A 22,548-nucleotide genomic window follows, 5' to 3' on the forward strand; every position below is an offset into this window, starting at 1 on the left:
GTTCCCCTTCATCGGTTCTGGGCGGTGGCGAGGCCGACGACTTCCCACGACGGGGTGAGCCCGACGACTTCCCACGACGGGGTGAGCCCGACGACCTTCGCCCATCGGGTGACCTGCTCGTTGGTCACGAGACAGGTGTTGAGCTCCCAGCTCCGGTGCCCCTGCGGCCGGATATGGGTCAGGACTTCCGTCAGAGTCTCTTCGAGCTCCTTGATGCGGAGCTCTCCGGGCTCACTGGTCGTCATGGTGTGTACCTCCAGGAACAGGTATGCCGACCGTGTCGAGGGTCGTCGGCGTGGTGATTTGGGGTTCGTCAGCCCCCACCTTGCAGGCCGCCGAGGGTGCCGGCAGACCCAACTGTTCGGCCCGGGCCGCGATGAGCGCGTCGAGGTCCGGATACAGCTCCGGCCAGCTGGCGGGTGGGTTGACGGCCTGCGGTGGCAACGCCTCGAAGGCGAGGGCGAGACGGATGCCACGGTGCTGCTCGCCGACCACGGCGAGGAACCCGGCGCACCACCGCAGGGGGTGCGCCGTGCTGGGCTGGTCTCGGTGGCAGGCGACGATGGGCGCGTTTACGGGTGCCTCGGCTCCGGGGCACCCGTTTGCCCGTCGAAGCATGTCCATGTCCTCGTCGCTGAACTCGGTCAGGTCGGTGCTGGTCAGCCAGGGGCATTTCGTGCAGGGGCGTTTGCGGTGGTCGCGCTCCACCCCGGGTTCCAGAGAGAAGGTCCGCGCGCTCAGCTGGGACGCCGGCTCGGTCCCGGTTGCTGCGGCCTGCACATGTCCCGCCTCGTTGAACTCTTCGCAAGAGGAGGGGTGGTTCACGGGCTCTCCTTGATCGTGATGCGTGGCGCACCCTACGGCTGACGAAAGTCTGCCAGGGTGCGCTCGCGCGCGCTCGAACTATCCAGTGACCTATGACCGGGGACGGACCCGGCCGCGGCGCCTCAGCCCTGGGGGAGGGCCCCGGCAGCGAGGAGCGCCCGCCCGACTCGGCCCTCGCTGACGCCGGGTACGCCGCCGAAGGCCCCGGCGAGGTAGCTGTCGGCCAGGTCCTCGCCCCTGCCCGGCTTCGCGTCGGTGAGCGGGTAGACCTCGGTCGAGCCGTCCCGGCCCCGCTCGGCGAGCCACACGTGGTGGGGCTCCAGGCTCTGACCGTGCCGTGCACCGCCGAGAAGGGCGACCGAGTGGGACGTGCACAGCAACTGCGCGTGCCGGAGATTGGACCACGAGGCGACGAAGAGCGTAGCGATCTCGGCGGTGAGCAGCGGGTGGATCGGGCTTCCGAGGCCGTCGATGAGGATGACGCTGCCGTGCTCCAGCGCCCACAGAACGCGTTCCAGGACGAGCACCAGGGCGCGGGTGCCCGAGGACTCCATCGCCCAGTCCAGCAGTACCGATCGGCCTCCGGCGGTGGTGTGGGCGAGCTTGACCTCGCCGTCGGCCGGGTCTATCTCCACGGCGTCGACGCCGAGGTCGGCAGCCGTGAGCAACGGGCCGATCCGGCGGCGCAGTTCGGCCGACTCCGCGAGCCGGGCCCGGGCCCGCCCCTGCTGCTGCGCATCGCGGGGGGCGATGAGCAGCAGCTCGGTGCGGAAGAAGTCGTAGACCGTCCGGAAAGGGCCGACCTGGAGCAGCCCGCCCAGGGACAGAGTCAGGGTACGGTCGCTGCCGAGGTGTTCCAGCCGCCCAGTGTCCGGCGTGAGACCGTGCCACCGATAGACGCAGCCGCCCCAGTCGGTCCGCGCGGCGTCCCGGTCGATCCAGGTCCGCAGTCCGTCCGCGGCCGTCACACTGTGCAGCCACTCCCGCTCGATACCCCGGGAGCTGACGGCGAAGCCGTACGTCCACTGTTCGCCGTCGCGGACAAGCTCAATCTCGTACGTGCTGGGCTCCGCAGCGTCGTCCGGGCTCAGGGCGAAGGGCCGGTGAGCCGGTGAGGCGGGGGCCGTCTGGCGGGTGTAGGAGGTCAGTACGGCCTCACGCATCTTCGCCAGCGCGCCGAGGACGGTCGAGGTCCCGGACGCGTTGGCCCCGAACAGTGCGGCGACAGCGGTGACGGCAAGCGGGCCGTGCGGGGCGTTCATGGGGAAGGTGCCCGTCTCCTCCGTCTTGCCGACGGTCAGGTCCACCTCCTCGGTGTGCCGCGCCGAGCCGACGTTGGTGATCCTGAAGGCCACCAGGTGCGTCCCGGGGCGGGGGAGGCCGAAGTCCGTGGTGCTTGCTGGTGTGGAGACGGTCATCTCGGGCCTTCCGTAACGGGGGCGGGCTCACACCCCGGGCGATGCCCCAACCTTACGAAAGTAAATCCAATTACGCAATATCCTGGATGGGGTTAAGTGCGCGGCAGCGGTGCAGGTTCTCCCGGGAGCGGGAAACGCATGCTCTCGACGTCGGCCACGGGCGGTTCGTCCTCCATGGGTTCGTGCTCCCAGTATTCGAAGGCGTACCGGGTGGGGGCGTCGTCGGCGTGGGCCGGCACCGGGATGATTACGCCGTGGCACCGGACGAAGCGCCGCCCGTCCCGGTAGCCGAAGTGGCCCCGCTGACCGCCGCTGACAGTGAAGAGTCCCGGGTAGATCTTCCCGTTCTCCAGGACGAGCAGGCTTGTCGGCGGCAGGCGGCGCCACCTGCTGTAGCTCGACTCGCGCGACCAGTGGTCGCAGAACCAGGGCAGATCGCGGAGGGCAACGGCCTCCGCCGTCACGTGGAGGAACTCCACATTCCCGTTCGTGCGCCGGTCGGCGCGGCTCATCGTCATGCCGCTCTCATCTCCTCGAATCGGCGGGTTTCGCGCGGGGGCATCAGGCGGCCGGGCCTCGCCAGTCGGCTCGCATCTCGTCCCATACGTGCCCGAGCCACCACAGCCGGGCCGGGTTCTTTCGCCAGTACTTCACGGCCAGGAGCCGGTACCGCCCAGGGCGCAACTGCCCCATCCGTGCTGGGAGCGGCAGCGGAATGATCCTGCTCAGAGGGCGCTCGGCGTACTCGCGCGACGCGTTCTGGGCGTCCAGGTACGCGTCGCCGGTGGCGAACTTCGGGAAGGGGGTGATTCCGCGCCGGGAGCAGAAGCTCCTCCAGGCGTCCATGAAGGCCTGCTCATAGTCGTCGAAGTCCTCACCGTCGTGACGGGGTCGGAAGCGGAAGCGCAGCACGGCGTTCTCCAGAAAGTGATCATGAGGGGCGCGGGTGTGCCGAGCCTTCTTCGGCGCCGGGCCATGGGTGCCTGAACGGCTGGCCGCACCAGCAGATGTGATGGCTGCCGAGGGGACTCGTGCGAGTCTCGGGGGCGCGGTTGTCGGGGTGCCGGATCCGGCGGTACTTGGCGGCGCGCGACTGCTCGGTGGCGGAGGCCGCGCGGGCCTGCTTCGGGAGCACTATCCGAAGTGCTTTCGTACGGCGTCGGGGTGCTCGTGTTCGATCAGCCAGGCGCGCGCGGCCTCGGGGTCTATGGCCTCGTATACGAGCTGTGCGGGCGTGCAGTTGTTGTGCGCCAGAAACCACATCTGCTCCTGGGGGGCCCAGTAGAGGTACGGAGTCAGCTCCAGGCCGTCGGGGTCCTTCAGAACTCCTTCGAACTCCACCGCTTCACTGGACGAGAAGACGCCGTGCAGGAGACCGCCGGTGGCGGCATCCTGTACGGCGTAGGGGATTTGCATGGGTGGTGCGCCTCCGGGGCGTGAATTGGCGGTCCGACGGTTCACGGATCGCACGGGAGGTGGGTGGGTCGTAAGTAGCGCTGGCGGGACTCGAACCCAGCGACCCAGGACTTATAAGATCCGCGCTCTACCAACTGAGCTACAGCGCTGTGTGGTTGGACGGGCCGTACCCGATGGGGGGGGACCGGGTACGGCCCGTGCGAACGGCCGCTTCTCGCTTGCCGTTGACACAACTCTACAGCAAGAATTCCAATTAAGCAATATATGTCGGATGGATCGGCCCTGTGCGGCTCTCCGCCACGGCGCGCAGCCAGGGGGAGCGTCCGGCGGATCTCGCGTATCGCCCCCTCCGCCGGCCCGGCCACGGGGGGGAGCGCGGAGTCGTACCTGCGGTTCCCTGGCCCCGGTGGTGCGGGGCACCGAGACCTCCAGGACCGCAGAGGCGTCGCCCCTGCTGCGGAGCGCGCCGGTGCGGCGTGAGGCGGATGGGGTGCGCCGTTTTCTCTGGTCGACCTCCACTCCGACCCTGTACGCCCGATATCGTCTTGGATGGCGCGTCCGAGTGCCCCATGAACTGGGCAGTGAAAAACAGGGAGTTCGGGTGATTGAGGTGCAGCCAAGCGAGCGGATGCGGGACCTGGGGGTGGTCCAGTGCGGAGCCCCGATTCTCAATGAGCCGGCCCGCGCCTTCGAGCTGCCCGCCGAACGCGAGGCTGCCGAGGACGTCGTCGACCGGCTCTTCGCCGCGATGGAGCAGATCTCTCAGATCCATCTCTTTGCCAAGGGCATGGGCGTCGCAGCCCCTCAAATCGGCATCGGCCGCGCCGCTGCCGTCGTCCAGCCACCCACCCCGGACGCCCCGGCCATCGTGCTGCTGAACCCCCGGATCATCGCCCGCGGACCGGAGTCGGACGAGCAGTACGAGGGCTGTCTGAGCTTCTTCGACGTGCGCGGCCTGGTGCCGCGCCCGCTGACGGTGACGGTGGAGGCCACGGTGCTGGACGGCAGCACCGTCACCACCGTCTACGAACGCGGCCTCGCCCGGCTGATCCAGCACGAGATCGACCACCTCGACGGACTCCTGTACACGAGCCGCATGCGTCCCGGTGTAGCGCCACTGCCTGTGGAGGAGTACCGCCAAACCGGGCACGCTTGGGCCTACGAGCGATAGCCCGGCGGCAGACAGGAGCCGTCCGGACAGCGTGGACGCGTCCGTCAGACGAAGATCACGGGCAGGCCTTCGGCTCCACACAGAGTCAGCAGCGCCACCAGATCCCGGCCAGCTCGCCCGTTGTGGCTGTCAGGGCCCCACAGGAGCCCGTCGACGTCCTCGGCCGCGAGCGCGTTCAGTGCATCGTGCAGCACGGGGGCCAGCTCCCGAGCCTGGTCCGCTGAGATCTCACCGGCGTCGTCAGGGTGGTTCAGCAGATGCCGCAGCGGGCTGCTCACGCTGGTCCAGGCGGTGTCCCCGCCGAAGCCCTGCATGCGCGGCAGATCGATGCCTACGTGTGCGGCGAGCCCGCGACGGAAGAGGCGAAATCCGCCGTACGACCACTGCGGCCAGGGGTCGCGGGGAAGTGGGCCGGTCGAGCGTCCTGCTCGTAGCGAAAGCCCCATGGGGTTACTCCATTTCCTTCGGTGTGGGAGAGATGTACGGATGCGCGTCGTGCCGCCGGCCGGGCTGCCTGGTCGCTGCTCCGGCCGACGGTGAAGGGCCTCACCGGCCCAACGTCCCCTCTGTCGAAGTCCCTTGGGACTCGTCCGGGGCCAGGGTCTGCGGGCACGCCGCGTCCGCCGCGTCGTCGGCGCTCACCCGGGGAAGGCATTCGTGCCGGTCGGCCATGCGGTCGAGGCGGTCCAGCGTCCACCCCTGCCCGTCGAACCCGGCCTGCGTCGTGATGCCGCCGCACTGGTTGCAGCGGACCTCTTCGGCTACGACGGGAGGGGGGCCGCCAGGGGAGGTGATGACGACCTCGAAGTTGTCACGAGGCAATGCGCGTGGGGAAGCGGCCGCGGCGGCCTCGGCGCCGCCGGTGAGGAACTCCATGATCTCCAACGGCAACGCGATGTCGTGTCCCCGCTGGTGCACGCTGCGAACGGCGGCCCCCACCGCGTAGGTGACACCTCGATGTAGCTCGCCGACCTCGGCGGTCAGACGCTCCACCTCGGCCTCCGCCTCCAGCAGCCGGCGCAGTACGGGCCCCATGCGCTCCCCGCAGAAGGAGCGAAGGTTCTGGCAGTACCAGTCCTCCCGCTGTGAGGCGTGATCGTGCTGAGCGCAGTCACGGACAGAAACGGCGAGTACTTCAACCAGCCTGTCCTGTGCGGGCTTCGCGGCGCCGATCAGGTCGGCGATCCGGCCGCGCTGGTCGGCGTTCAGCGGACTGACGTTCATAAGGATGCTCCTGGGCTGATCAGGGGTACAGGGATGACCAAGTGCGAGGTGGTGAGCGCCCGGTCAGGCAGGGACGTTCTTGGGGTAAGGCTGTGGCTTGAGCCCGATGACGGTCCGCGTCCGTTCGGCCCGCGTGCGGCCCACCCGGAGGATGTAGCGATGATTTCCGGGGTGCGGCAGACGCTTGGCACCGATCTGCGCGAGACTCTGGTCCAGCCACACGCCGAGCGGCTGACCGGCAGGCCGGGGCGGTGCGCCCAACCGTTCGAGACGGCGAGCGACACCGAGCGCCCCGGATTCCTGGCGCAGCAGCTTCGAGCGGGCTCGCGCTGTCAACGTGGTCCCGTCCGGGAGGACGGTGAGCGTGCGCGCGGTGCCTCTGCCCGTGTACACGGCGGACAACGACTGATACACGATGCCCAGATGGCCCCGTGTTTGGATGATTTTGCCGTTTTCGGTCAGGCGCCAGCGCGGAACCGGATCACTGAACATTACGGCGCCCTTCAGCCCGCCGGCGGCAACGCGACGCAACGCGGCGGCGGTGAAGAAGCTCTCTCCGTTGCTGGGGACGGTTTCCGTCAGGACCAGGCGGGCGATCTCGGCGCTCTCGCGCAGCGGGACCAGGTGCGGGAAGGAGTTGGTGAGCACGCGCATGTTCATGGGGACGGCGAGCACCAGGACGCCGACCAGTGGTGAGCCGTCGACGGCGATGTCGTCGTCGTGGAGCTGAGCTTCCCGGTCCAGGAGGCCAAGACGGTGCAGAACGGCAGGCCATCCGGACAGGTAATGATGTCGTTGGACGAACGCCTTCGCGTCCGCCTCGTCGATCTCGGTCACCTCGTACCGGGCGGCACGGAACCCGCCCTCGGAGACATGTCGCCATGTGGGCGTGCCGTACCGCCAGCGCTGGGTGAAGCCGCGGGAGTCGCCCGCCTGCATCGCGCTCCGGTCGGCCGCGGTCGGCATGATGGGGCCCGTCATCGCTGCCGCCGCTGGTCCTCGGCGATGTGGTCGAGCAGGTCCTGCCGCCACCACAGTGCGTGCCGCATGCAGTTGTTCTCGTGCTGATGGGTGTCGCTGCATCCGGGCTCGTGGCGGCCTCCGTAGGACCAGGCGAGGCTGTCGGCCGAGACCACGTCCTTGTACGCGATCCTCAGGCCCGCCTTCTTGAAGCCGAAGGCGTGGATCCTGATACCGGCCTGCGCGAGGTCCGCCAGCAGCATCGTCGGAAGGTGCAGGCTCGGACGCCGGCAGATACTGCCCACACCGACCAGGGGTTCTTGGGTGAGGTCCACGCCCGCCTTCTCGTACATGCCGATGCACTGGAAGTAGCTGGGATAGGTCCACCCCTGGATCACGGGGATGATCGGCAGGTCGGGGGCGATCGACCGCAACTCGACGAAGTTCGCCACGGTCAGCGCGAGATGTTCCTTGAGCGTCTTGCCCGTCTTGCGGAGGACCTCCCATTCGCACATCCAGTCCTGCTGTGCTGCTGCGCGGAGTTGGCCCACCTCGTCGTGATACCGGCGCACCGCGGCGGCGTAGTCGCGGGCTGACTGGCGCCATCCGCCGTGGAGCGACAGTTCGCTGAATCCGCCGCTGTCGAGGAACCAGCCGTGCCGGGCACGGGGCAGGGACCGTCGGCCCGAGAGACGGGCGTGGGAGACGCACAGCGGGACGTCGGCGGTCTCCAGCCATCCCGGGTGGTGAGCGCCCAAGAAGAAGTCGAAGGGCGGCGCGGTTTCTGGTGCGGTGGTGGTCACGTGCGGTCTTTCGGGAGGATCTGGTCGGTGGGGTCGTGGTCGGGCCACGGCGCGGGCAGCGTGGGATCGCCGTCGCGCTCGCGGGCCTTGTCCAGTGAGCCGGCGGCCCGCAGGCGGGGGACATGCGTCTCGGCGGCCTGGTGGCCGCTGGGCCTGCGGCACGGCCGGCCTGCGGGCTCGGCGCAGCTGGGGCATCTGAGGGACAGAGGGCAGGTGTAGCCGTCGGTCAGGCCACCGCACCCGCACGGTGCCCCCAGCGGCGCCCCGGCCCGGTCGGTGAGGACGCCGCTGGTCAGGAGCGCTCGGAATTCGGCCATGAGCGCGGGACGGGGCACGGGCTGGACCCGGGGGGCGGCGGGCTGGTTCACGCCGTACGGCCTCTGCTGTCGCGGAAGCCTGCGGGGGTGGGCCAGGTGATGGTGATGCCCAGGCTCTTCAGTAGAGGGTCCAGGTCGGGATCGGGGAGTTGGGGCAGGAGGAGGGTCTTGGCGAAAGCGCCGAGGAAGAGGCCACTCAGGTCGAGGAGCTCGCCGATGGCCTCGTGGATCGCCGAGCGCTCGGCGGTGCCCCGGCCGACGATGAGCCGATGCGTCGTGAGGTCGAGAAGGTCGACGGCGAGAGGATGCGGCTCGCCGGGCAACTCCAGTTGGCAGCGGATCAGTTCGTGCCCGAGACCGGCGAAGCGATCGTGGAAGAGGTGCAGCAGCCGCTCCGCCTCGGTGTCCTGCGGCGCGCCCTTGAAGCCGGGGTGGGGGCGGAAGGGGCGGGTGAAGGGAACGGGGACGGACCGCGCGTGCCGCGCGAGCGGCCCGATCCGCGGGTCGCGGGTGGCCTTGGGAGAAGTGAGTGGGGCGAGCATGGAAAGCCAATCGGAGCGGTGACGGTGGGCGGGACGCCCGGCCACGCGGAGGCCGGGCGCCCGTTGGGGTCAGCTGTCGGGGAGGACCATCCGCTGGGTGGGTACGTCCCAGTGGCACTCGGAGTAGAGCCGGTTGAGGTCGGGCATGGCGTCGGAGGCGTCGGCCGAGCAGCTCTCCCATCCGTTCGGGCCGATCCGGGAGTAGAACCCGTACTCGATGCACTCGGCATCGCCGGGCCACTGGCCCGACCAGGTAGTCCGGCACCGGTCGCCTCCGTGGCCGCAGCCGGAGCGCTGGAGGCCGGTGAAGGCGCACCGTGCGACGGTGCAGTGGTCCATGTGCAAGGACCCGACGGAGACGAGGCAGCGCGGACAGGGCCCGTTGGCGAAGCGGTTTTGTGCGGCGACGACCGTCAGATGCTGGAGGCGGGCGCCGATCCACCCGGCCTTGTGGTCGACCAGAGTCTTGGCCAGGACATGGGACAGGTTCAGCGGCCCGGTGACGACGATGTCGCCCGTCTCCGTGACGGCCAGTTCGACGGTGGTGTAGCTGGTGCCGGTGATCAGGTTGAACGTGTAGGGGCCGCTGGTGAGTTCGGCCCGACTGGTGGTCACGAGGGGTTGGTCTTTCTGGGACGAGGAACCGGCTGGATCAGGCGAGCGGAGGAGCGGGCATGGGCCCGAGGAGCGTGCCGTAGGTGTTCTCGAACGCCTCGGCGGTCCCGTCACAGCCGGTGCAGGAGTCACGGCCCGTGACGCATCCGTGCGCGCACGGGGTTCCGTACAGGCTGCTGCACAGGGCCTTCACCGCGATGTCGGCGCGGTGGCCCGTCCAGGAGCGTGCGAGATCGGGACCGTTGGTGATCTCGGCGCGCGGACGGCCGTGTTCGTCCCGGCTCAACAGCACGTGACGGCTCGCGTAGTGGAAGAGCAGCCCGGTGGGTGCGGTGTAGACGCTGCTGGGCGGGTGGATGCCGTGAACGCGATGGTCACGGCACAGGTCGTTCCACACGGCGTCCGCGTGCTCGGCAGCGCGGGACGCACCGGATGCGGAGGCGTAGCCGAGGTAGAGCCGGGCCCCTTCATGCTCTGCGTGGATGCCGAGGCGGCTGTACAGCTGGAATCGGAGGCCGTACCAGGTGCCGCGGGTGACCAGGTCATCGAAGGTCTCGGGGGTGGTGTGGGGCAGCCGGACCATTTCGACATAGGCGCGGCGGGAGGACGTGGCACCGGCGATCCATCCGGTCGCCTTGCCGTGTGCGCGGCCGTTGCCGATGACCTTCAAAGCTGCGTCGGAGATCAGCAGACGCTCGCGCTGGCGAAGGCCCTGGGCGGCGGCATGGCCGTCCTCGGTGAGGAAGTAGTGACCCTTGTCGTTCACGGTGGCGAGGCCGATGGACACCAGGCGCGCTCCGTCGGGGGCGTGGACGTTCCCGCTGGAGTTGCCGAGCGCGGCAAGCAGTGCGGAGTCCTCCAGGGCGTTGGCGTCGGTGAACGGCGCGGTGGGGGAGATAGGCATGGTCTTCCTCGCGGTGGTGAAGGCCGCCGCCTTGCTCGGCATCCGGGCGGTCCCGGTCGGCCAGGCGGCGGCCAGCGCTGACGCGCAGCGCGGTCAGAGTGGAGCCGGAGGCGCAACATGCGCACCAACTCCCCTAACAATACTGCCATAAATCCAATTATGCAATCTCTGGGGTTGGGGTTTCCTCGGCCACGGTCTTCCCGAGTTCGGTCCGGAACGGGATCCCGTCGCCCGGCGCCGGGTTGCCCTGCTCGTCGCGAAGCTCCACGAGCAGCAGGCGGGCCAGCGTGTGAGCCGTCGGCCACGCCACCGTCCGTGCCAGCCGGCCGTCGGGTCCGACTCCCTCGGTCAGGGCCCGGAGTTGTCCGTCGTTGAGGGCGGCGCGGCGCCCCGCCGCGGTAATGATGAACGGGCGCGCCTCGAGGTTGGGGGCCTTCAGGTCCTGCAGTGCGTCGTCGCCCTCGAGCACGTACCCGTCGGCATCGTCGCGGTACACGTACTTGTTCTCGACGAACAGGGCCAGCAGCTTCCTGCCGACGCTGGCCGGCAAGTGTCCCTCGGGATGTACGGACGCCTTCCTCAGGTGGGCGAAAGCGGCGTCGGAGAGAGGTGTGGACGTCATAGGGGCAGCTCCAGGGGGTGTGGGGGCGATGGTCGGGCGGTCAGCGCAGCGTGAGGCGCTGCTGGTAGTGCCGCCCTGCGACGCCGTATGGAATCACGGCGCCGGCCCGCCGCGCCTGCCTCAGAAGGTCGTTGAGAGTCCGCGTGCTTTCCGAGGTGGGGGCGCGTGATGCGCTTGGGCAGCCGGTCCAAGGGCCAGTCGCCCGCAAGGCGAAGCGGGTATCGGATGTCGCCTCGGCGGTTGCGCGGACCGTGCGTCACGCGGCCGTTGGCGTCGTAGATGGTCAAGTTGTTGACGGCGAAGTACTTCCCTTCGGGGTAGAGACCCGCCAGGACGGCGCAGATGGCGTCGAGGACACCTGCGGTGGTCTGCTTCAGGGCGGCTCGGGCGGCATCCATCTCGTCGACGGCGTTGAGGCTGACGGGGTCCATGGCGTTCTCGTGTTCTCTCGGTGCTGATGGCGGCGCAGCGTGCCGCGCCGGGCGCGGCGCGGGAGGTTCGGTCAGTCGGTGCGGGGTTTGAGCGCGTGCCAGACCAGGAGGCTGGTGTCGTTGCCGTCGAGCCGCTGGAAGGCGCCGGAGCGTACTGCGGACTCCGTGGCGCTGAGCGCGCGGGCGAAGGCCCGGCGGTCACCGGACAGATGGGCATGGGCGCGAAATGCCGCGTCGATCTCCTGCTGCATGCTCTCGGCGCGGCGCGTGAATCCGTCGAGGACCCCGTGCACCCACTCGTCGTACTCATCCGGCACCCGTCGGAGAAGCACCGTCAGCGGGTCGCCGTCCGCGAGCCGCGCCGAGATCTCGGCGCGGGGAAGGTCGAGAGCCTTGCTGAGCTGCGTCACATCGTGCTGAGCGAACAGGGACAGGCCCTTGGCGCGCCACAGGTCTCTCACCGTCACGCCGCCCAGGGCGCGGTGGAGACGCTGATACTCGGCGTACTTGACCTTCACCCGGAGCCCGTTGGCGAAGAGGACCACGAAGCCCTCGCCGTCGATTCCCCGTGCGGCGCTTCCGTCCGGGCGGGTGTCGGTCCTGGTGAGCTGGAGCAGCTGGTCGAGCGGCATCGCGGGCCACTGGCGTACCACGTTGCCGACCCCGGCCCAGTGGTCGGCGACGGCGTCCAGGTCCAGCTCGGTGCCGTCGGCGCCGTGCGCCGCGAGCAGCACCAGGTCCTGACGGCCCCGGTAGTCGACGACCACCCGGTTGTCCGGGTACACGACCTCGGCGATGTAGGTGGTCCCCGGAACCAGGGCGGAGGTGTCGCGGTCGGCGAGGTGGCGCTGCGCCCATCTGGCCTGCGGGGAGTCGAAGGCGCCGGTCGTGACGACACGCCACTGCCCCCGCCAGAAGAAGACGAGGCCCAACGAGCCGTCGACTTTGTCGTAGATGCGGAAAGGGCCTGTTGGGAGTGGCGGCGCGTAGGGGAGGCCCCGCGCGTGGTCGACGGTGTTGAAGAACTTCCGCAGCGGCCAGGCCACGACCGTGCCGTCTTCGTCGCTGACGACCAGCCCGCGGCACCGCCTCGTGACCTCACTCCACGCGTGCTCGTACTGGCACAGACGCGTGTACGCGTACAGCGACAGGCCCAGGCCGGGGTGTCGGGTGCGGGTGACATGGCCGGCGTCGATCGCGGCCGACAGCTCCCGGGGGCTGAACAGGGAGTCGAGCGTGGGCATGCGGAGTCCTTCAACAAGATGCGGCGGCGGGAGGCGCCATCTACCACCGACCCTACGTCTATATTTCCATTTACGCAATTATTGATAGTGGGAGGTGAGGACGCGTTCGGCGAGAACGCGCGGCTCGTCGCCGAACGACAGCAGGGTCTGCCCGTCGACGGCCGAGTCGACAACGGACAGGTCGCTCCCAAGGGTGCGCGCGGTTCGCTCGACGGCCCTGCGCAGCACGGGCTCGTTGGCCAGCAGAAGCCGTCCCGGTCCTCCGGGGGCCGAGGCGAGCGCCGCGAGAGACATGGTGCCGGGACTCTGGTGGCCGGCGGAGCGGGCGTAGTCGAGACAGGCGTAGGTCAGGATGGCCGCGGGGGCACCGTCGGGGCGGTTGCGCTGCAGGCGGATCTGCCGGCCCCGCACGGCCGCCGCGCGGAAGGCGGGGACACCCGGTGCGTCGTCGAAGGTGAGGATGTTCAGCTGCCGGAACGGACTGGACAGGATCTCCTCAATGCTTGCCCGTGGCGCGTCCTCGGTCGTGGGCGGCGCGTACATGGCGAGCAGCGCGGTCAGGTCCCGGTCCACGACGTTGTCGCTGGGGACCCGCCAGCCGCTACGGTCCGCCGCCCGCTGCACGGAGGCCCGCAGCTCCGCGCGGCTGAAGAGGCTCATCCCCCAGACCGCGAACAGGTGCCAGAACGTGGGGACATGGCAGGGGCGCGCGCTCAGCAGCCACCAGTGCAGCAGCCAGAGTGTCCCCGGCTCCTCAAGCCACGGGTCGGCGCCGTCGTCCTCGTCCAGCAGCCACCGGCCGCGCTCGGTGGCCGCATAGCGGGTGGGGGCGCGGCCGCCGTCCACCGGCTCGATGAGACCGAAGGCCAGCGCCCAGAAGCGCATCGCGGGCACCATCGAGGAACCGACGGCGAACAGCACGGGCGCCGCGGGCCGCGAGAAGGCCTGCGGGTCCTGGCCGACCGCGGCGTGGACCTTGGGCAGCCAGCCCCACTTCGGCGGGTAGGAGCCGTGCCGGGCGAAGCGTGGCAGGCAGGTGTCCAGCGGGCCCTCGCTCATCGTCCGGCCTCCGCCCGTGCAGCAGCCTCGGGCCCCCGGCCGGATTTCCACGAGAGGTGAACGACCGTGGGGCGCTCGCCGGGTGAGTACACGAAGTGCCACTTCAGCCCTTCTCCGTCCGTCATGCGTCGCCGTCCCGCGCCGTTCGACGGGCGGTCGGGCTGTACCTGCATGCCGCGGGCGTGGGCGGCCTCGACCACTTTCCGGCCGGTCGATCGCGTGAACTCCGTGCCGAGCACCTCGCGGGCGAAGCGGCGCAGCACCAGGTTGGTGTAGCGGATGGGCAGTTCGGTCTGCAGTTCTCGGACCCAGCCCTTCTCCTTGCATCGACTCCGGCTGGGGACGCCAGCCTTGACCTGGGCGTACGTCCTCTCGCCGTGGGGGGTGGTGTAGCTGATGACGCGAGCGGCGTCGTCGGAGAGCAGGACGGCGAATCGCTCGTCGGCCTGCAGCCGCCAGGTGCCGTTCTCGAAGCGTTGATGCCGGCCGGTGGAGATGAGGTTCTCCAGCAGGTAGCGGATTTCGGTCTCCGCCGTCGACGTGTCGCCGCCGTGCTTCGCGCGGAACTGGTCGATCGCCGAGAGGGTGACCTGGATCATCGGATCGTAAGCCTTTGCCGGGGGCAGCGGCAGAGGCTCGTCGGTGAGGGGAAGGGGCTGGTAGGCGGGACGGCCCGGCGGCGGTGCATCTGTCCGCGTCTGCCGGTGCGGGCGGAGAAAGCCTGCACAGGCGCCGCACCACTCGGTACGCCGGGCCGGCCGGTGGCAGCGGCTTCCGTTGCGCTCGAATCGGGTGCAGTGCCCGCTCCTGGCCAGAGTGGCCGGGGACGGAGGGGTCGGTCGGGTGGACATGCGTGGGTCCTTGCAGAGGCGAGATACGGGATATGGGCGAGGGGCCGGAGGCCGCCCGCCCGGGCGAATCCGGGCGGGCGGGGTGGGCTATCCCGCGCGGCGGCAGTCGAGGCCGAGGACGAGGTGGCCGGGCGGAAGCCGATCCAGGTAGGTGTTGGCCAGGTCCAGGTAGCGCGTGCTGCCGGTCTCGGCATCGTCGTCGGCGTTCAGGAACGCCGGATTGGTGTGGAGGGTGCCGTCGAGCGTGAGCAGCGAGTCCCCGGGGACGGCGCCCCGCCGGGCACGCGCGATGAAGCTGTTGCGGTCCAGTGCGACCAGGGCGACCGTCTCGGCATCCCTAGGCCGCGAGCGGGGGGCGTCGAGATCTTCCAGGACCTGGATCTGAGGCTGAGCGCGGAATTTTACCTGCGGCAGGTAGGGGGCCTGAGGATGTAGCGCACGGAAGTCGCCGAGGGGGACGGCCGGGGCCATGTCCGCAGTCGCCATCTCCCACGCGTCAAAGAGTTCGGCCGCCTGACCGGCGCGCAGTTCGCGCATCGCGTCGAAGTCCAGAAGGTCCCTGCGGCCGCCGCTGCACCGCAGAGTGCCGTACGCGCGTCGGCTCTGGATGGCATCGCCGGTCAGCAGCTTCGTGCCCTCCCGGATGGCGAAGTGGGTGTCGTACCGCTCGAAGGCGGTCCAGGAGTAAATGTCGTCGCTGTACGGCTCGATCGCCTCGTCGACGGCCTCCGCCCACTCCCTGGGGTCGTTGAGGGGCGGAAGGCAGACGAGGGTGTGACGGGTGCTCATGTGGGTCCTGCGCAGTGGAGTGACGGGGAGGGACCGACCACGCGAGGGCGGCCGGTCCGTGGGGCTGCCGGGCGACGCGGGCGTCAGGGAAGCTGGAGGTAGAGGTCGTGGCCGGGCGTGAGGCCGCTCGCCAGACTGGTGAGGGCCCGGAGGATCTCTTCCGCCTGCCGGGCAAGGCCGTCCGGCACCGTCAGCTTCTCCTGCCGCTCCATGCCGGTGAGGGGCGCGATGGGCAGATACAGCGAGTCCACGCTGTAGCGGACCGGAAGCGGCTGGGACCGTGTCGGTTCGAAGGCCGTGGCGCGGACCACGAGGTGACGGGCCGTCGCCCCGGCCTCCTGGGCCAGCGCGCTGGCGATGACCGGCATAAGGAGCCGGGCAAGCTGTGAGAGGCGTATCCCGGTGAGCCGCTCGCGGGCCGCGAAGAGGATGTCGTACGCAGCATTGCTGTCGAGCTCGGTGATCTGGTCGAGTATCGCGCGGATGTCGGTGCTGTTCTGAGTGGTCATTGGCGGGCCTTCCTCGGAGCGAGACGGTCGCGGCAGTGCCAGCGACGTTGGCCGGAGTCGCGGCTTCGCCCCGGCACGCTTCAAACTCTACGCCTGTAAAACCAATTAAGCAATATCTGACGTGTATGGATCGGCTACGAACGCGTCCCGGCGCGCTGTGGCGCCCGCGCGCTCCAGCTGCGCCTGCGCCATACCGCTGTCGCCGGCGAGTGCATCGGCGCAGGCGATCACGACGTCTGAACCGAGCCGCCACAGGAGGCTGTTGGCTCCGAGCACGGCCACCGTGAGCGGATCGATCTCGGCGGCGACCCAACGGTATTGGGCCGGGTCCCGGCCCGTGTCGTGCAGCAGGCGGGCCTGCGCCCGCCACATGGCGCCCGAGCCGGCCGCCGCCTCGCCGATGACCGTGCCCGGCGGAAGGTCATCGGCGAAGTACTCGACCATGTGATCGGTGACGACGTCGGGCGTGTGGAACGCGCCGCGGCCGCTCTTCTCCCCGCGGTTGCTCAGCTGCTGCAGCAGCCGCCCCAACAGGTCGGTGGCCAGGTAGCGCTCGGGGTCTGCCCCGAACTCAAGGACGCCGCCCTTGAACAGGTGGCGCGTCAGCTCGGTGACGGTGTCGGCAGTCTGCTGCGACGGGTCAGCCAGCCACCGCCACAGCAGGTGTGCCCGCTCGACGAGATACGGCTGAGTCAGCCACAGGTGCGCCCACATCTGTCGGAGCACGGCCACGAGGCCGGCAGGCTCCAGCATGGCGATGTCGTGGGCCAGTTCCGGGCTTTCGGCGTCGGCGAGCGGCAGCAATGCGAGAGCAGCCGTCGTACCCAGGGGAACCTCCAACGACGAGCCGGACGGCCACAGCGACGTGACCGTGCCGATCAGGCGCCGAGCATGCGCCTGAGGGTCCTCGGGCAAAAACGCCCGCCGGGCATGTGCCGAGGGGAGCCACGTCGGATCCCGCAGAAGCGTCCGGTCGGGTTCTTCACTGTTCATGGTGCTCCTGTTCACGCGGCGCGGTCGGCCGTGACGGCGTCGAGCATCCGGACCGCGTCCCGGGTGGCCAGGGCGAATGCCGTGGCCTGGCGGATCGTGTCCCGGTGGGCCTGCATCGCTCGCTGGTGGGCGAAGGCCTCGCGGCTCAGGTCGCCCTGGGCAAGGGTGTCGCCCACGACCACGACCGCTCTCGGGCCGAGGTCCCAGACGACGGTGTTGACGGCAGCCCCGGCGGCGGCGAGCGGGTTGAGCTCCTGCATGACCCAGGTGCGCTCGTGCGGATTCAGTCCGCGCTCGCGCATGCCCTGGACTGCCGACCGGAACATGCCGCCGGTGCCGGCGGTCGGCTCGTTGAACGACTCCCCGACGGGGGAACCCTCGGTGGTGTCCATGAGCATGCGCGCCATCAGATCGGTGATCTCGGGCGGGGTGTGGTACTCGCCCAGGCCCTTGCGTGAGCTGTTGTGCCGAAGGTTGGTGATGGTCCACGACATCAGGTCGATGTCGCAGCGGAAGTACGGGTCGCTGTCTCCGGTGTACTGGAGCACGCCCGCGCGCAGTGCGGCCCGGGTGACCGCCGCGATCCCGCGCAGTTCCTGTTCACCGAGGTCTTCCTCCGTCCAGCGGAAGATCGGTGCGGCGACGTCCATGAGGTCGGGCCGCAGCATCCAGGTCGCGGCGTACACCTCGGCGTAGCCCTTGACCAGGACACGCGGGGGCTGGGCGGCGATGTAACTGGAGAGAGCGCCTGCATGCGTCGCGCCCTGAGACTTGACGGGCCACAGCGCCAGGGCCGCGACGACGCCCACCGGGATGTCCATGCGGCTGCTGCCGCAACTCCCGTACCAGGCATCGGCGATCGATTCCCCGAGGTCGGCGCCGCTGCGCCGCGTGATGTGAAAGCGGGGCGGGTTGCTGACTCCGGCGTGCCGGGCGCACCCGGGATCGGCGCAGTCGGGGCTGTCGGCGGCCGGCGCCTCAGGAACGAGAGCGAGGGCGGGGGTGGGGGCGGACTGCCGGACGGAGGACAGGGCCTCCGTGAGACGGGCAGCGAAATCAGGCTGGGCCATGAGAGAGCTGACTTTCGTGCTGTGCTGGTGAATTGCGTCGGGACCAGAGGGCGCGGCAGGTGGCTGCGGCGACCGCGTTGTCAGCAGGGACCTGCTGTGATCCGTGTCGCGGGGGCGACCGTGGGCCATACGACGGTGCCGGGCGTGACGTGTGCGCGCTCCCGGCTGAAGTGCCGCCGTGCCGCGAGCTCGGCGCCGTCGGCGCGGGCCTGCGTGGTCTCGTAGGACGACAGGCCGCCGGCGTACAGGGCGTTGTAGAGCGCGTCGTAGGCGGCGGCGTTCTCGTCGGGGGTGCGGTAGACCGCGAGGAGAGCCATGCGGTGGCCGTGATCGACGAACGCGATGGTCCACGCGTCGAGGGCTGCCGGCGGGTATCCGGCGGCCTGCGCGTCGTCGAGGGCGTGAGTGAAGGCCGCAGTGTCGACCGATGTGTACTCGTGCCAGGGCAAGGTGCCGTGTCCGGGGGCGAACCGGCCGGCTGCGTCGGGTGTGCAGCGCTCGACGACTCTCGGCGGGCGGCCGCGGTCGAGGATCTCGGCGATCCCGTCGGCGAGCCGGATCCTTGGGGTGTCCGGTGTGACGGTTCGGGCCTCATCGGCGATCTGGCGCATCACCTGAGCCGTGAAGCGGGGCAGGACCATTCCGTCGCGCCGGTGGCCGAGGACCTCGGCGTCGTAGGGCCCGAGCTCGTTGTAGGTGACCGAGGAGGGAAACCACTCGGCCACAGGGCCGGAGGGCTGGGGGTTCATGCTGGTGGGTCTCTGTCGAGGAGAATCCGCGGGCCTGGGCGCCGCGGCGTGATGTTCGTAGACGAAGGGTGCGATCCGACGACACGTCGGACGGAGGCTCTCGCCACGGTTCACTAACAGTACTGACATATTTCCAATTACGCAATCTACCTGGTGCCGCCGACCCAGAGAAGCCGGAACGCGGCCTTGAACTGCTCGTGGCGGGCCGGCGCATCAGGAAGCGCACGCCGTAGCCGGACCCGGAATTCCGGGCCGTGGGACCGGCCGCGCGGACGGGTTCCGTGCACCAGCTCGTGCACCAGGACGTACTCCAGAAGCAGCGGCGGGAGCTGGAAGACGGCCCAGTGCAGCGTCAGCTCGTGGGCGTGCTCCTGGTAGATCCCGCCACGCCGGCCAAGGTCCCGAACTGCGAGCTGCGGCAGCGGACGTCGGGTCCGCAGGCGGGACCAGCGGGCCGGCGCCGCCGTCTCCAGCCAGACGCGGCCGGCCCGGGCGTACCAGTCGATGATCGGCCGCGCGCCCTGCCGCGTGATGTCGCCGCGGTAGGCCACGAGCAGACCTGCGCCCACTTCCTGTCGGAGGTGAACCGGGACGGGGGTGTCGACCAGGTAGAGGCGGACCGGAGTGCCCAGCCAGGTGAGCTTGCATCCGTCCGCGAGGTGCTTGTCAGGGTGCAGCGGGGCGCGTTCGGCCATGCGCTGGGCGTGGAGTTCGAGGCGCGAGGCGTTCTGCCGGACGAACCGGATGATCTCGCCCGGGGTCGACGTCGGCACGACACGGACAATGCGCCGGCCGTTCAGCTGTGTCGTCAGCGCGTGCCGTGCCCGCCGGTGCGACATCACGACGTCGAAGGTGCCAACGCCGAGGGTGCCGTCGGCCTCCAGAGCCGCGGTGATGTCATGGATGAGGGTGTCGGCCTCGGAGCCGCCCGGGGCGGCGGTCGGTGTCATGGAGAAACTTCTTTCGTCAGGGTTGGTGGTGGACGCCGGCGCCCGTCGGCGCGTCCTGCAGTTGCGCACCGGCGGCAACGCGTGCGGCGGCGCCCTGGCGGGAGTCGAAGACTCCCGCCAGGGCCGTACGGCCGGGGTGGTTATCGGGGATTGGGGATCTTGCCCCAGACGTGAACGGGACCCTTGGCGGGCCGTACAGGCATGCCCTTGGGGCCGTTGTGGTGACCGGCGATGATGCGTTCGGCATGGGCACAGCCGTCGGGGTGGGCGCGCGTGTTCAGGCACCGGTTGGGGCTGCGGTAGGGAGCGACATCCCAGCGGAAGGCCGTACTCGGCGCCCGGCGCGGCTCGCTCGCCTGCTGGTCCTTCTGAACGGCATCCGGCGAGGGCCGGTGGCGAGGCAGCAGCCGGACGACGTTGACGTCGCCTTCACTCAGTCCTTCTCGGCGATCGCGCTTGCGCCCGGCCCGGTCGCGGTGGACCACCTCCTTCTCGGTCCATGCGTGCTTGCCCTCCTGGGCCATCAGCTGCCAAGCGGTGTACACGATCTGTGCCCAGGCGCCCGTCGTGCCGAGCGGCGTGCTGGAATCGGGGAAGCGATCGCCCTTGCGCAGCACCGTTTCGTTGTCCCACATGAGCTCCGGCTGCCGACGGTAGAACTCGGCTATGTCGCCCGCCCGTACGGCGCTGTGCTCGTCCAGGGGCAGCAGTGCGTCGGGGTCGAGCGTGTCGTAGATCCGCCCGGCCGTGTAAAACGTCAGCCAGATGCCCTGGCGGCCGGGTGCGATCAGCCTCCTGCCGTGCACCGAGTTGGCGAACCACCGAGCGGCTCCCCCCAGGACCTGATCCGGGCTCCACAGAGACCAGGAGACGCCGACGATCGGAGTCGGCACGCTCATCTCGCAAAGGTGCTCGGGAGCATCCGGTCCGCCGGCCTTGCGGTCGTACGAGCCGATGGGATCGGCGAAGACCATCAGGCCGCTGGGGGAGGGCAGACGGTCCGTGGTGATCTCTTCCGTCGGCGCCGTCCGCCCGGCGGCGACGGCCAGCCCGGTCATGTCCTCGTCGGCGAAGTAGAGGCGGGCGTCACGGAGCCGCTGCGACTCCTGCCCGCACAGGACCAGCGAGGCGGCGGAGTGAGGGTCCGGGGCTCCGGGGAGGTACGGGTACAGGGAGGAACTGCCGCGCCGCAGCGACTCGGCCATGTTCAGCAGCCCGAAGCGCGTGCGCTGGTGCTCCTCCATGGCCTGGCGCAGCTCGGGAAGGCGCTTGGGCTCAGGGGGAGTCCAGGTGTGAACGACGGGAGACGGCAGTGAGCCGAGGGTGCGCATGATGCCTCGTCAGTAGCTTGTGCGTGTGCGAGAAGGCGGGGGCGAGTAAGCCGCACCGGCTCCAATAAGCTACATCTATAAATCCAATTAAACAATAAGTCTCTCAGTGGCGAGGCCCCTCCACCACGGAACGCGCGTATCCGTGAGCTGCCTTGGTGTCCTTGGGATTGCCCAGCACGGTGGCGAGCGCGTACACGAGCCCCCGGAGCTGGTGGCTGATGCTGTCACGGGTGATCCAGTCCTGTGCCGCATCGCATCGCTGCCGCGCTTCGGCGATCTGCAGGGCCAGATCCTGTGCGACGTGTGCGAGCGCGGCCCCGCACAGGGCGTCGACGTCCGCGGCGGCACGCTCTTCCGGCACGCCGGCGTCGGCGAGCCTGCTGATCATGTCGCGGCGCCGGCTCATCAGGTCGGTCGCGGAGGGTTCTCGGCCGCCGCGGGCGGTGACGGTCATTCTGCTGGCTTTCTGGACGGCGGCGGCGGAGGCCTGTTGGGCTCTCCGCCGCCGGAGGGGTGTAGGGCGGCTGCGGCGACTCAGAACACCGGGATGATCACTCCCTGCGCCACGTCGCCGAAGGCGGCCGCGTTGACCAGCGTGGGGGCCACCCAGCGGACCTTCTTCCAGATCCGGCCGGGCCCGTGGAGGAACGTGTGCGGATGACCGCGTCGGATGTGAGGCAAGACGGAGCCGCCCAGTGCGACCGCGTGCTCACGAAGTCGCGCGACTCTGCTGTTGAACGCCGCGATGGCTGGCCCCAGCCTCCAGCCCACCTGGTAGACGGTCGCGGGGCGTCCGCCCTTGGCGTTGTGGCGGCCGCGCATCGGGGCGGCCGACGGCGTCGGCATCACATCGGGCCGGTCGCTGCACATGTAGAGCATGTGCGAGATGACGAGCACCGCCAGGCGCCGCACGTAGCCGAGGGTGGCTGTGTCCGCCGACCGGGGCCCGCCCTCGGCCAGTTCGGTCAGACTCACGCTGTCGTCGACCATCTTGCTGACCGTCGTGGTCCCGGCGGCCGCGTTGGCGAACAGCAGCACTGAGCCGAGTCGGCCGTGAGCGGGGCGCACCAGAGCGCTCACCAGGTACATGGGGGTGTCGTCCGTGATCTCGGAGGTGCTGCATACGCCGCGCAGAGCCGGGCGGCCGACCACGAGGAAGCCCAGGACTTCGGATGGCGCGCCCTCGCTGTCGGCGACCACAGCCGGTCTCCTGAGCATGAACAGCGGGTCGGGGTGAGGAAGATGCCGCAGAACCTCGCCGGGGAACTCCGTGTCGACCTCCATGTCGACCAGGCTCTCCGACAGATCGGGATCAAGGTCATAGGCGACTTTCGTCCTGCGCCACTGCCGCACGGCGGCCACCATCTCGGCTCGCCCGATGAACATCTCGTCCCCGAGACCGCCGCGCGGACGCGGCATGTGGGAGGGGTCGATGTCCTCGCCGAGCGCCATCGGCACCAGGCCCATCAGTCCGGCCGCGCGCAGCGCTTCGCTGTGGGCCGACTCGATCTCTGTCGTGATCCGGTCCGCCAGGGAGGAGGCCGACCGGAAGTCGGTACGCGTGTAGTGCGTCCGGGGAGCCTCGGGGCCGCTGCGGGCGCGCGCCAGGAGCGGGATCAGTTCCGCCTTGGTGTAGTCGCTGGGCGGGGGGAGCAGCCGGGATGAGACGCCGGGGAGGGTGAAGGTCGGCCCAGGGGTCGGGCCGGGAGACGAAAACGTGCCTCGGTCGAGGCATGGGGATGGGGGAGTCACAGG

The 22,548-nt window shown here is 69.8% G+C and carries 29 protein-coding genes and 1 tRNA gene; 1 reads left to right on the top strand and 29 read right to left on the bottom strand.

The window, feature by feature from the left end:
* Positions 1-8: 8 nt before the first annotated feature.
* The 7 genes from OIU81_RS41265 to OIU81_RS41295 form a co-directional block, all read right to left on the bottom strand.
* Positions 9-245, bottom strand: coding sequence for a hypothetical protein (locus OIU81_RS41265; protein ID WP_329156134.1), 237 nt, complete (start codon positions 243-245; stop codon positions 9-11).
* Positions 232-825 carry a DUF6283 family protein gene (locus OIU81_RS41270; RefSeq protein ID WP_329156136.1) on the bottom strand — a complete coding sequence of 198 codons (594 nt, stop codon included), beginning with the start codon at positions 823-825 and terminating at the stop codon, positions 232-234. Before OIU81_RS41270 ends, OIU81_RS41265 begins: the two co-directional genes overlap by 14 nt.
* Before the next feature lie 122 nt (positions 826-947).
* The gene (locus OIU81_RS41275; RefSeq protein WP_329156139.1) at positions 948-2,243 is read right to left on the bottom strand and encodes an AAA family ATPase; all 1,296 of its coding nucleotides are present in this window, start codon (positions 2,241-2,243) and stop codon (positions 948-950) included.
* 92 nt (positions 2,244-2,335) lie between these two features.
* On the bottom strand, positions 2,336-2,761 hold the full coding sequence (locus tag OIU81_RS41280; protein ID WP_329156141.1) for a hypothetical protein: 426 nt from the start codon (positions 2,759-2,761) through the stop codon (positions 2,336-2,338).
* Positions 2,762-2,804: 43 nt separating this feature from the next.
* A complete protein-coding gene (locus OIU81_RS41285) occupies positions 2,805-3,155 on the bottom strand; it encodes a hypothetical protein (RefSeq protein WP_329156143.1) in 351 nt (116 codons plus the stop codon).
* A gap of 222 nt (positions 3,156-3,377) precedes the next feature.
* On the bottom strand, positions 3,378-3,659 hold the full coding sequence (locus OIU81_RS41290; RefSeq protein WP_329156145.1) for a hypothetical protein: 282 nt from the start codon (positions 3,657-3,659) through the stop codon (positions 3,378-3,380).
* Between the two features lie 75 nt (positions 3,660-3,734).
* Positions 3,735-3,808, bottom strand: a tRNA-Ile gene (locus OIU81_RS41295).
* 452 nt (positions 3,809-4,260) lie between these two features.
* Here OIU81_RS41295 and OIU81_RS41300 point away from each other — a divergent pair.
* Positions 4,261-4,830, top strand: coding sequence for a peptide deformylase (locus tag OIU81_RS41300; RefSeq protein ID WP_329156147.1), 570 nt, complete (start codon positions 4,261-4,263; stop codon positions 4,828-4,830).
* Between the two features lie 44 nt (positions 4,831-4,874).
* Here OIU81_RS41300 and OIU81_RS41305 read toward each other — a convergent pair whose 3' ends face one another.
* The 22 genes from OIU81_RS41305 to OIU81_RS41410 form a co-directional block, all read right to left on the bottom strand.
* Positions 4,875-5,276 carry a hypothetical protein gene (locus tag OIU81_RS41305; RefSeq protein ID WP_329156148.1) on the bottom strand — a complete coding sequence of 134 codons (402 nt, stop codon included), beginning with the start codon at positions 5,274-5,276 and terminating at the stop codon, positions 4,875-4,877.
* Between the two features lie 100 nt (positions 5,277-5,376).
* A complete protein-coding gene (locus OIU81_RS41310) occupies positions 5,377-6,054 on the bottom strand; it encodes a hypothetical protein (RefSeq protein WP_329156149.1) in 678 nt (225 codons plus the stop codon).
* Positions 6,055-6,117: 63 nt separating this feature from the next.
* A complete protein-coding gene (locus tag OIU81_RS41315) occupies positions 6,118-6,891 on the bottom strand; it encodes a Mom family adenine methylcarbamoylation protein (protein WP_329156150.1) in 774 nt (257 codons plus the stop codon).
* A 140-nt stretch (positions 6,892-7,031) separates the two neighbouring features.
* On the bottom strand, positions 7,032-7,817 hold the full coding sequence (locus OIU81_RS41320) for a deazapurine DNA modification protein DpdA family protein (RefSeq protein ID WP_329156152.1): 786 nt from the start codon (positions 7,815-7,817) through the stop codon (positions 7,032-7,034).
* Positions 7,814-8,185: a hypothetical protein gene (locus tag OIU81_RS41325; protein ID WP_329156153.1), complete on the bottom strand. Its 372-nt coding sequence runs from the start codon at positions 8,183-8,185 to the stop codon at positions 7,814-7,816. The genes OIU81_RS41320 and OIU81_RS41325 overlap by 4 nt, the downstream gene beginning before the upstream one ends.
* Complete coding sequence (locus tag OIU81_RS41330) at positions 8,182-8,676, bottom strand: hypothetical protein (RefSeq protein ID WP_329156154.1); 495 nt, start codon at positions 8,674-8,676, stop codon at positions 8,182-8,184. Before OIU81_RS41330 ends, OIU81_RS41325 begins: the two co-directional genes overlap by 4 nt.
* 69 nt (positions 8,677-8,745) lie before the next feature.
* The gene (locus OIU81_RS41335; RefSeq protein ID WP_329156156.1) at positions 8,746-9,291 is read right to left on the bottom strand and encodes a hypothetical protein; all 546 of its coding nucleotides are present in this window, start codon (positions 9,289-9,291) and stop codon (positions 8,746-8,748) included.
* A gap of 37 nt (positions 9,292-9,328) precedes the next feature.
* Positions 9,329-10,195 (bottom strand): hypothetical protein, encoded by an 867-nt coding sequence (locus tag OIU81_RS41340; RefSeq protein WP_329156158.1) that lies wholly within the window; start codon positions 10,193-10,195, stop codon positions 9,329-9,331.
* Between the two features lie 157 nt (positions 10,196-10,352).
* Positions 10,353-10,817 carry a hypothetical protein gene (locus OIU81_RS41345; protein ID WP_329156160.1) on the bottom strand — a complete coding sequence of 155 codons (465 nt, stop codon included), beginning with the start codon at positions 10,815-10,817 and terminating at the stop codon, positions 10,353-10,355.
* Entirely contained in the window at positions 10,814-11,248 is a 435-nt protein-coding gene (locus OIU81_RS41350) for a hypothetical protein (protein ID WP_329156162.1), read from the bottom strand. Before OIU81_RS41350 ends, OIU81_RS41345 begins: the two co-directional genes overlap by 4 nt.
* Positions 11,249-11,319: 71 nt before the next feature.
* Positions 11,320-12,492: an RNA ligase gene (locus OIU81_RS41355; RefSeq protein ID WP_329156163.1), complete on the bottom strand. Its 1,173-nt coding sequence runs from the start codon at positions 12,490-12,492 to the stop codon at positions 11,320-11,322.
* 78 nt (positions 12,493-12,570) lie between these two features.
* Entirely contained in the window at positions 12,571-13,551 is a 981-nt protein-coding gene (locus tag OIU81_RS41360) for a DUF4007 family protein (protein WP_329156164.1), read from the bottom strand.
* On the bottom strand, positions 13,548-14,150 hold the full coding sequence (locus tag OIU81_RS41365) for a hypothetical protein (protein WP_329156165.1): 603 nt from the start codon (positions 14,148-14,150) through the stop codon (positions 13,548-13,550). Before OIU81_RS41365 ends, OIU81_RS41360 begins: the two co-directional genes overlap by 4 nt.
* Positions 14,151-14,489: 339 nt before the next feature.
* Positions 14,490-15,191 (bottom strand): hypothetical protein, encoded by a 702-nt coding sequence (locus tag OIU81_RS41370; protein WP_329156166.1) that lies wholly within the window; start codon positions 15,189-15,191, stop codon positions 14,490-14,492.
* Positions 15,192-15,274: 83 nt separating this feature from the next.
* Positions 15,275-15,700: a hypothetical protein gene (locus OIU81_RS41375; RefSeq protein WP_329156168.1), complete on the bottom strand. Its 426-nt coding sequence runs from the start codon at positions 15,698-15,700 to the stop codon at positions 15,275-15,277.
* A gap of 105 nt (positions 15,701-15,805) precedes the next feature.
* Complete coding sequence (locus OIU81_RS41380) at positions 15,806-16,693, bottom strand: N-6 DNA methylase (RefSeq protein WP_329156170.1); 888 nt, start codon at positions 16,691-16,693, stop codon at positions 15,806-15,808.
* Between the two features lie 11 nt (positions 16,694-16,704).
* Positions 16,705-17,763 carry an N-6 DNA methylase gene (locus OIU81_RS41385; protein ID WP_329156172.1) on the bottom strand — a complete coding sequence of 353 codons (1,059 nt, stop codon included), beginning with the start codon at positions 17,761-17,763 and terminating at the stop codon, positions 16,705-16,707.
* 80 nt (positions 17,764-17,843) lie between these two features.
* Positions 17,844-18,512: a hypothetical protein gene (locus OIU81_RS41390; protein ID WP_329156174.1), complete on the bottom strand. Its 669-nt coding sequence runs from the start codon at positions 18,510-18,512 to the stop codon at positions 17,844-17,846.
* Positions 18,513-18,658: 146 nt separating this feature from the next.
* Complete coding sequence (locus OIU81_RS41395) at positions 18,659-19,462, bottom strand: YgjP-like metallopeptidase domain-containing protein (RefSeq protein WP_329156176.1); 804 nt, start codon at positions 19,460-19,462, stop codon at positions 18,659-18,661.
* Between the two features lie 140 nt (positions 19,463-19,602).
* Complete coding sequence (locus tag OIU81_RS41400) at positions 19,603-20,793, bottom strand: hypothetical protein (protein ID WP_329156178.1); 1,191 nt, start codon at positions 20,791-20,793, stop codon at positions 19,603-19,605.
* 103 nt (positions 20,794-20,896) lie between these two features.
* Entirely contained in the window at positions 20,897-21,247 is a 351-nt protein-coding gene (locus OIU81_RS41405) for a hypothetical protein (RefSeq protein WP_329156180.1), read from the bottom strand.
* Positions 21,248-21,327: 80 nt separating this feature from the next.
* On the bottom strand, positions 21,328-22,545 hold the full coding sequence (locus OIU81_RS41410; protein ID WP_329156181.1) for a hypothetical protein: 1,218 nt from the start codon (positions 22,543-22,545) through the stop codon (positions 21,328-21,330).
* Between the last annotated feature and the right edge of the window lie 3 nt (positions 22,546-22,548).

Origin of the sequence: Streptomyces sp. NBC_01454 (genome assembly GCF_036227565.1) — a bacterium.
Lineage (GTDB): Bacteria > Actinomycetota > Actinomycetes > Streptomycetales > Streptomycetaceae > Streptomyces.

Bases quoted from the DNA above. Each gene is read 5' to 3' on its own strand.
- OIU81_RS41400 (WP_329156178.1), bottom strand. From the start codon at position 20,793: ATGCGCACCCTCGGCTCACTGCCGTCTCCCGTCGTTCACACCTGGACT.
- OIU81_RS41275 (WP_329156139.1), bottom strand. From the start codon at position 2,243: ATGACCGTCTCCACACCAGCAAGCACCACGGACTTCGGCCTCCCCCGC.
- OIU81_RS41345 (WP_329156160.1), bottom strand. From the start codon at position 10,817: ATGACGTCCACACCTCTCTCCGACGCCGCTTTCGCCCACCTGAGGAAG.
- OIU81_RS41330 (WP_329156154.1), bottom strand. From the start codon at position 8,676: ATGCTCGCCCCACTCACTTCTCCCAAGGCCACCCGCGACCCGCGGATC.
- OIU81_RS41265 (WP_329156134.1), bottom strand. From the start codon at position 245: ATGACGACCAGTGAGCCCGGAGAGCTCCGCATCAAGGAGCTCGAAGAG.
- OIU81_RS41390 (WP_329156174.1), bottom strand. From the start codon at position 18,512: ATGAACCCCCAGCCCTCCGGCCCTGTGGCCGAGTGGTTTCCCTCCTCG.
- OIU81_RS41385 (WP_329156172.1), bottom strand. From the start codon at position 17,763: ATGGCCCAGCCTGATTTCGCTGCCCGTCTCACGGAGGCCCTGTCCTCC.
- OIU81_RS41380 (WP_329156170.1), bottom strand. From the start codon at position 16,693: ATGAACAGTGAAGAACCCGACCGGACGCTTCTGCGGGATCCGACGTGG.
- OIU81_RS41360 (WP_329156164.1), bottom strand. From the start codon at position 13,551: ATGAGCGAGGGCCCGCTGGACACCTGCCTGCCACGCTTCGCCCGGCAC.
- OIU81_RS41365 (WP_329156165.1), bottom strand. From the start codon at position 14,150: ATGATCCAGGTCACCCTCTCGGCGATCGACCAGTTCCGCGCGAAGCAC.
- OIU81_RS41340 (WP_329156158.1), bottom strand. From the start codon at position 10,195: ATGCCTATCTCCCCCACCGCGCCGTTCACCGACGCCAACGCCCTGGAG.
- OIU81_RS41355 (WP_329156163.1), bottom strand. From the start codon at position 12,492: ATGCCCACGCTCGACTCCCTGTTCAGCCCCCGGGAGCTGTCGGCCGCG.
- OIU81_RS41370 (WP_329156166.1), bottom strand. From the start codon at position 15,191: ATGAGCACCCGTCACACCCTCGTCTGCCTTCCGCCCCTCAACGACCCC.
- OIU81_RS41290 (WP_329156145.1), bottom strand. From the start codon at position 3,659: ATGCAAATCCCCTACGCCGTACAGGATGCCGCCACCGGCGGTCTCCTG.
- OIU81_RS41350 (WP_329156162.1), bottom strand. From the start codon at position 11,248: ATGGACCCCGTCAGCCTCAACGCCGTCGACGAGATGGATGCCGCCCGA.
- OIU81_RS41375 (WP_329156168.1), bottom strand. From the start codon at position 15,700: ATGACCACTCAGAACAGCACCGACATCCGCGCGATACTCGACCAGATC.
- OIU81_RS41305 (WP_329156148.1), bottom strand. From the start codon at position 5,276: ATGGGGCTTTCGCTACGAGCAGGACGCTCGACCGGCCCACTTCCCCGC.
- OIU81_RS41310 (WP_329156149.1), bottom strand. From the start codon at position 6,054: ATGAACGTCAGTCCGCTGAACGCCGACCAGCGCGGCCGGATCGCCGAC.
- OIU81_RS41405 (WP_329156180.1), bottom strand. From the start codon at position 21,247: ATGACCGTCACCGCCCGCGGCGGCCGAGAACCCTCCGCGACCGACCTG.
- OIU81_RS41395 (WP_329156176.1), bottom strand. From the start codon at position 19,462: ATGACACCGACCGCCGCCCCGGGCGGCTCCGAGGCCGACACCCTCATC.
- OIU81_RS41280 (WP_329156141.1), bottom strand. From the start codon at position 2,761: ATGACGATGAGCCGCGCCGACCGGCGCACGAACGGGAATGTGGAGTTC.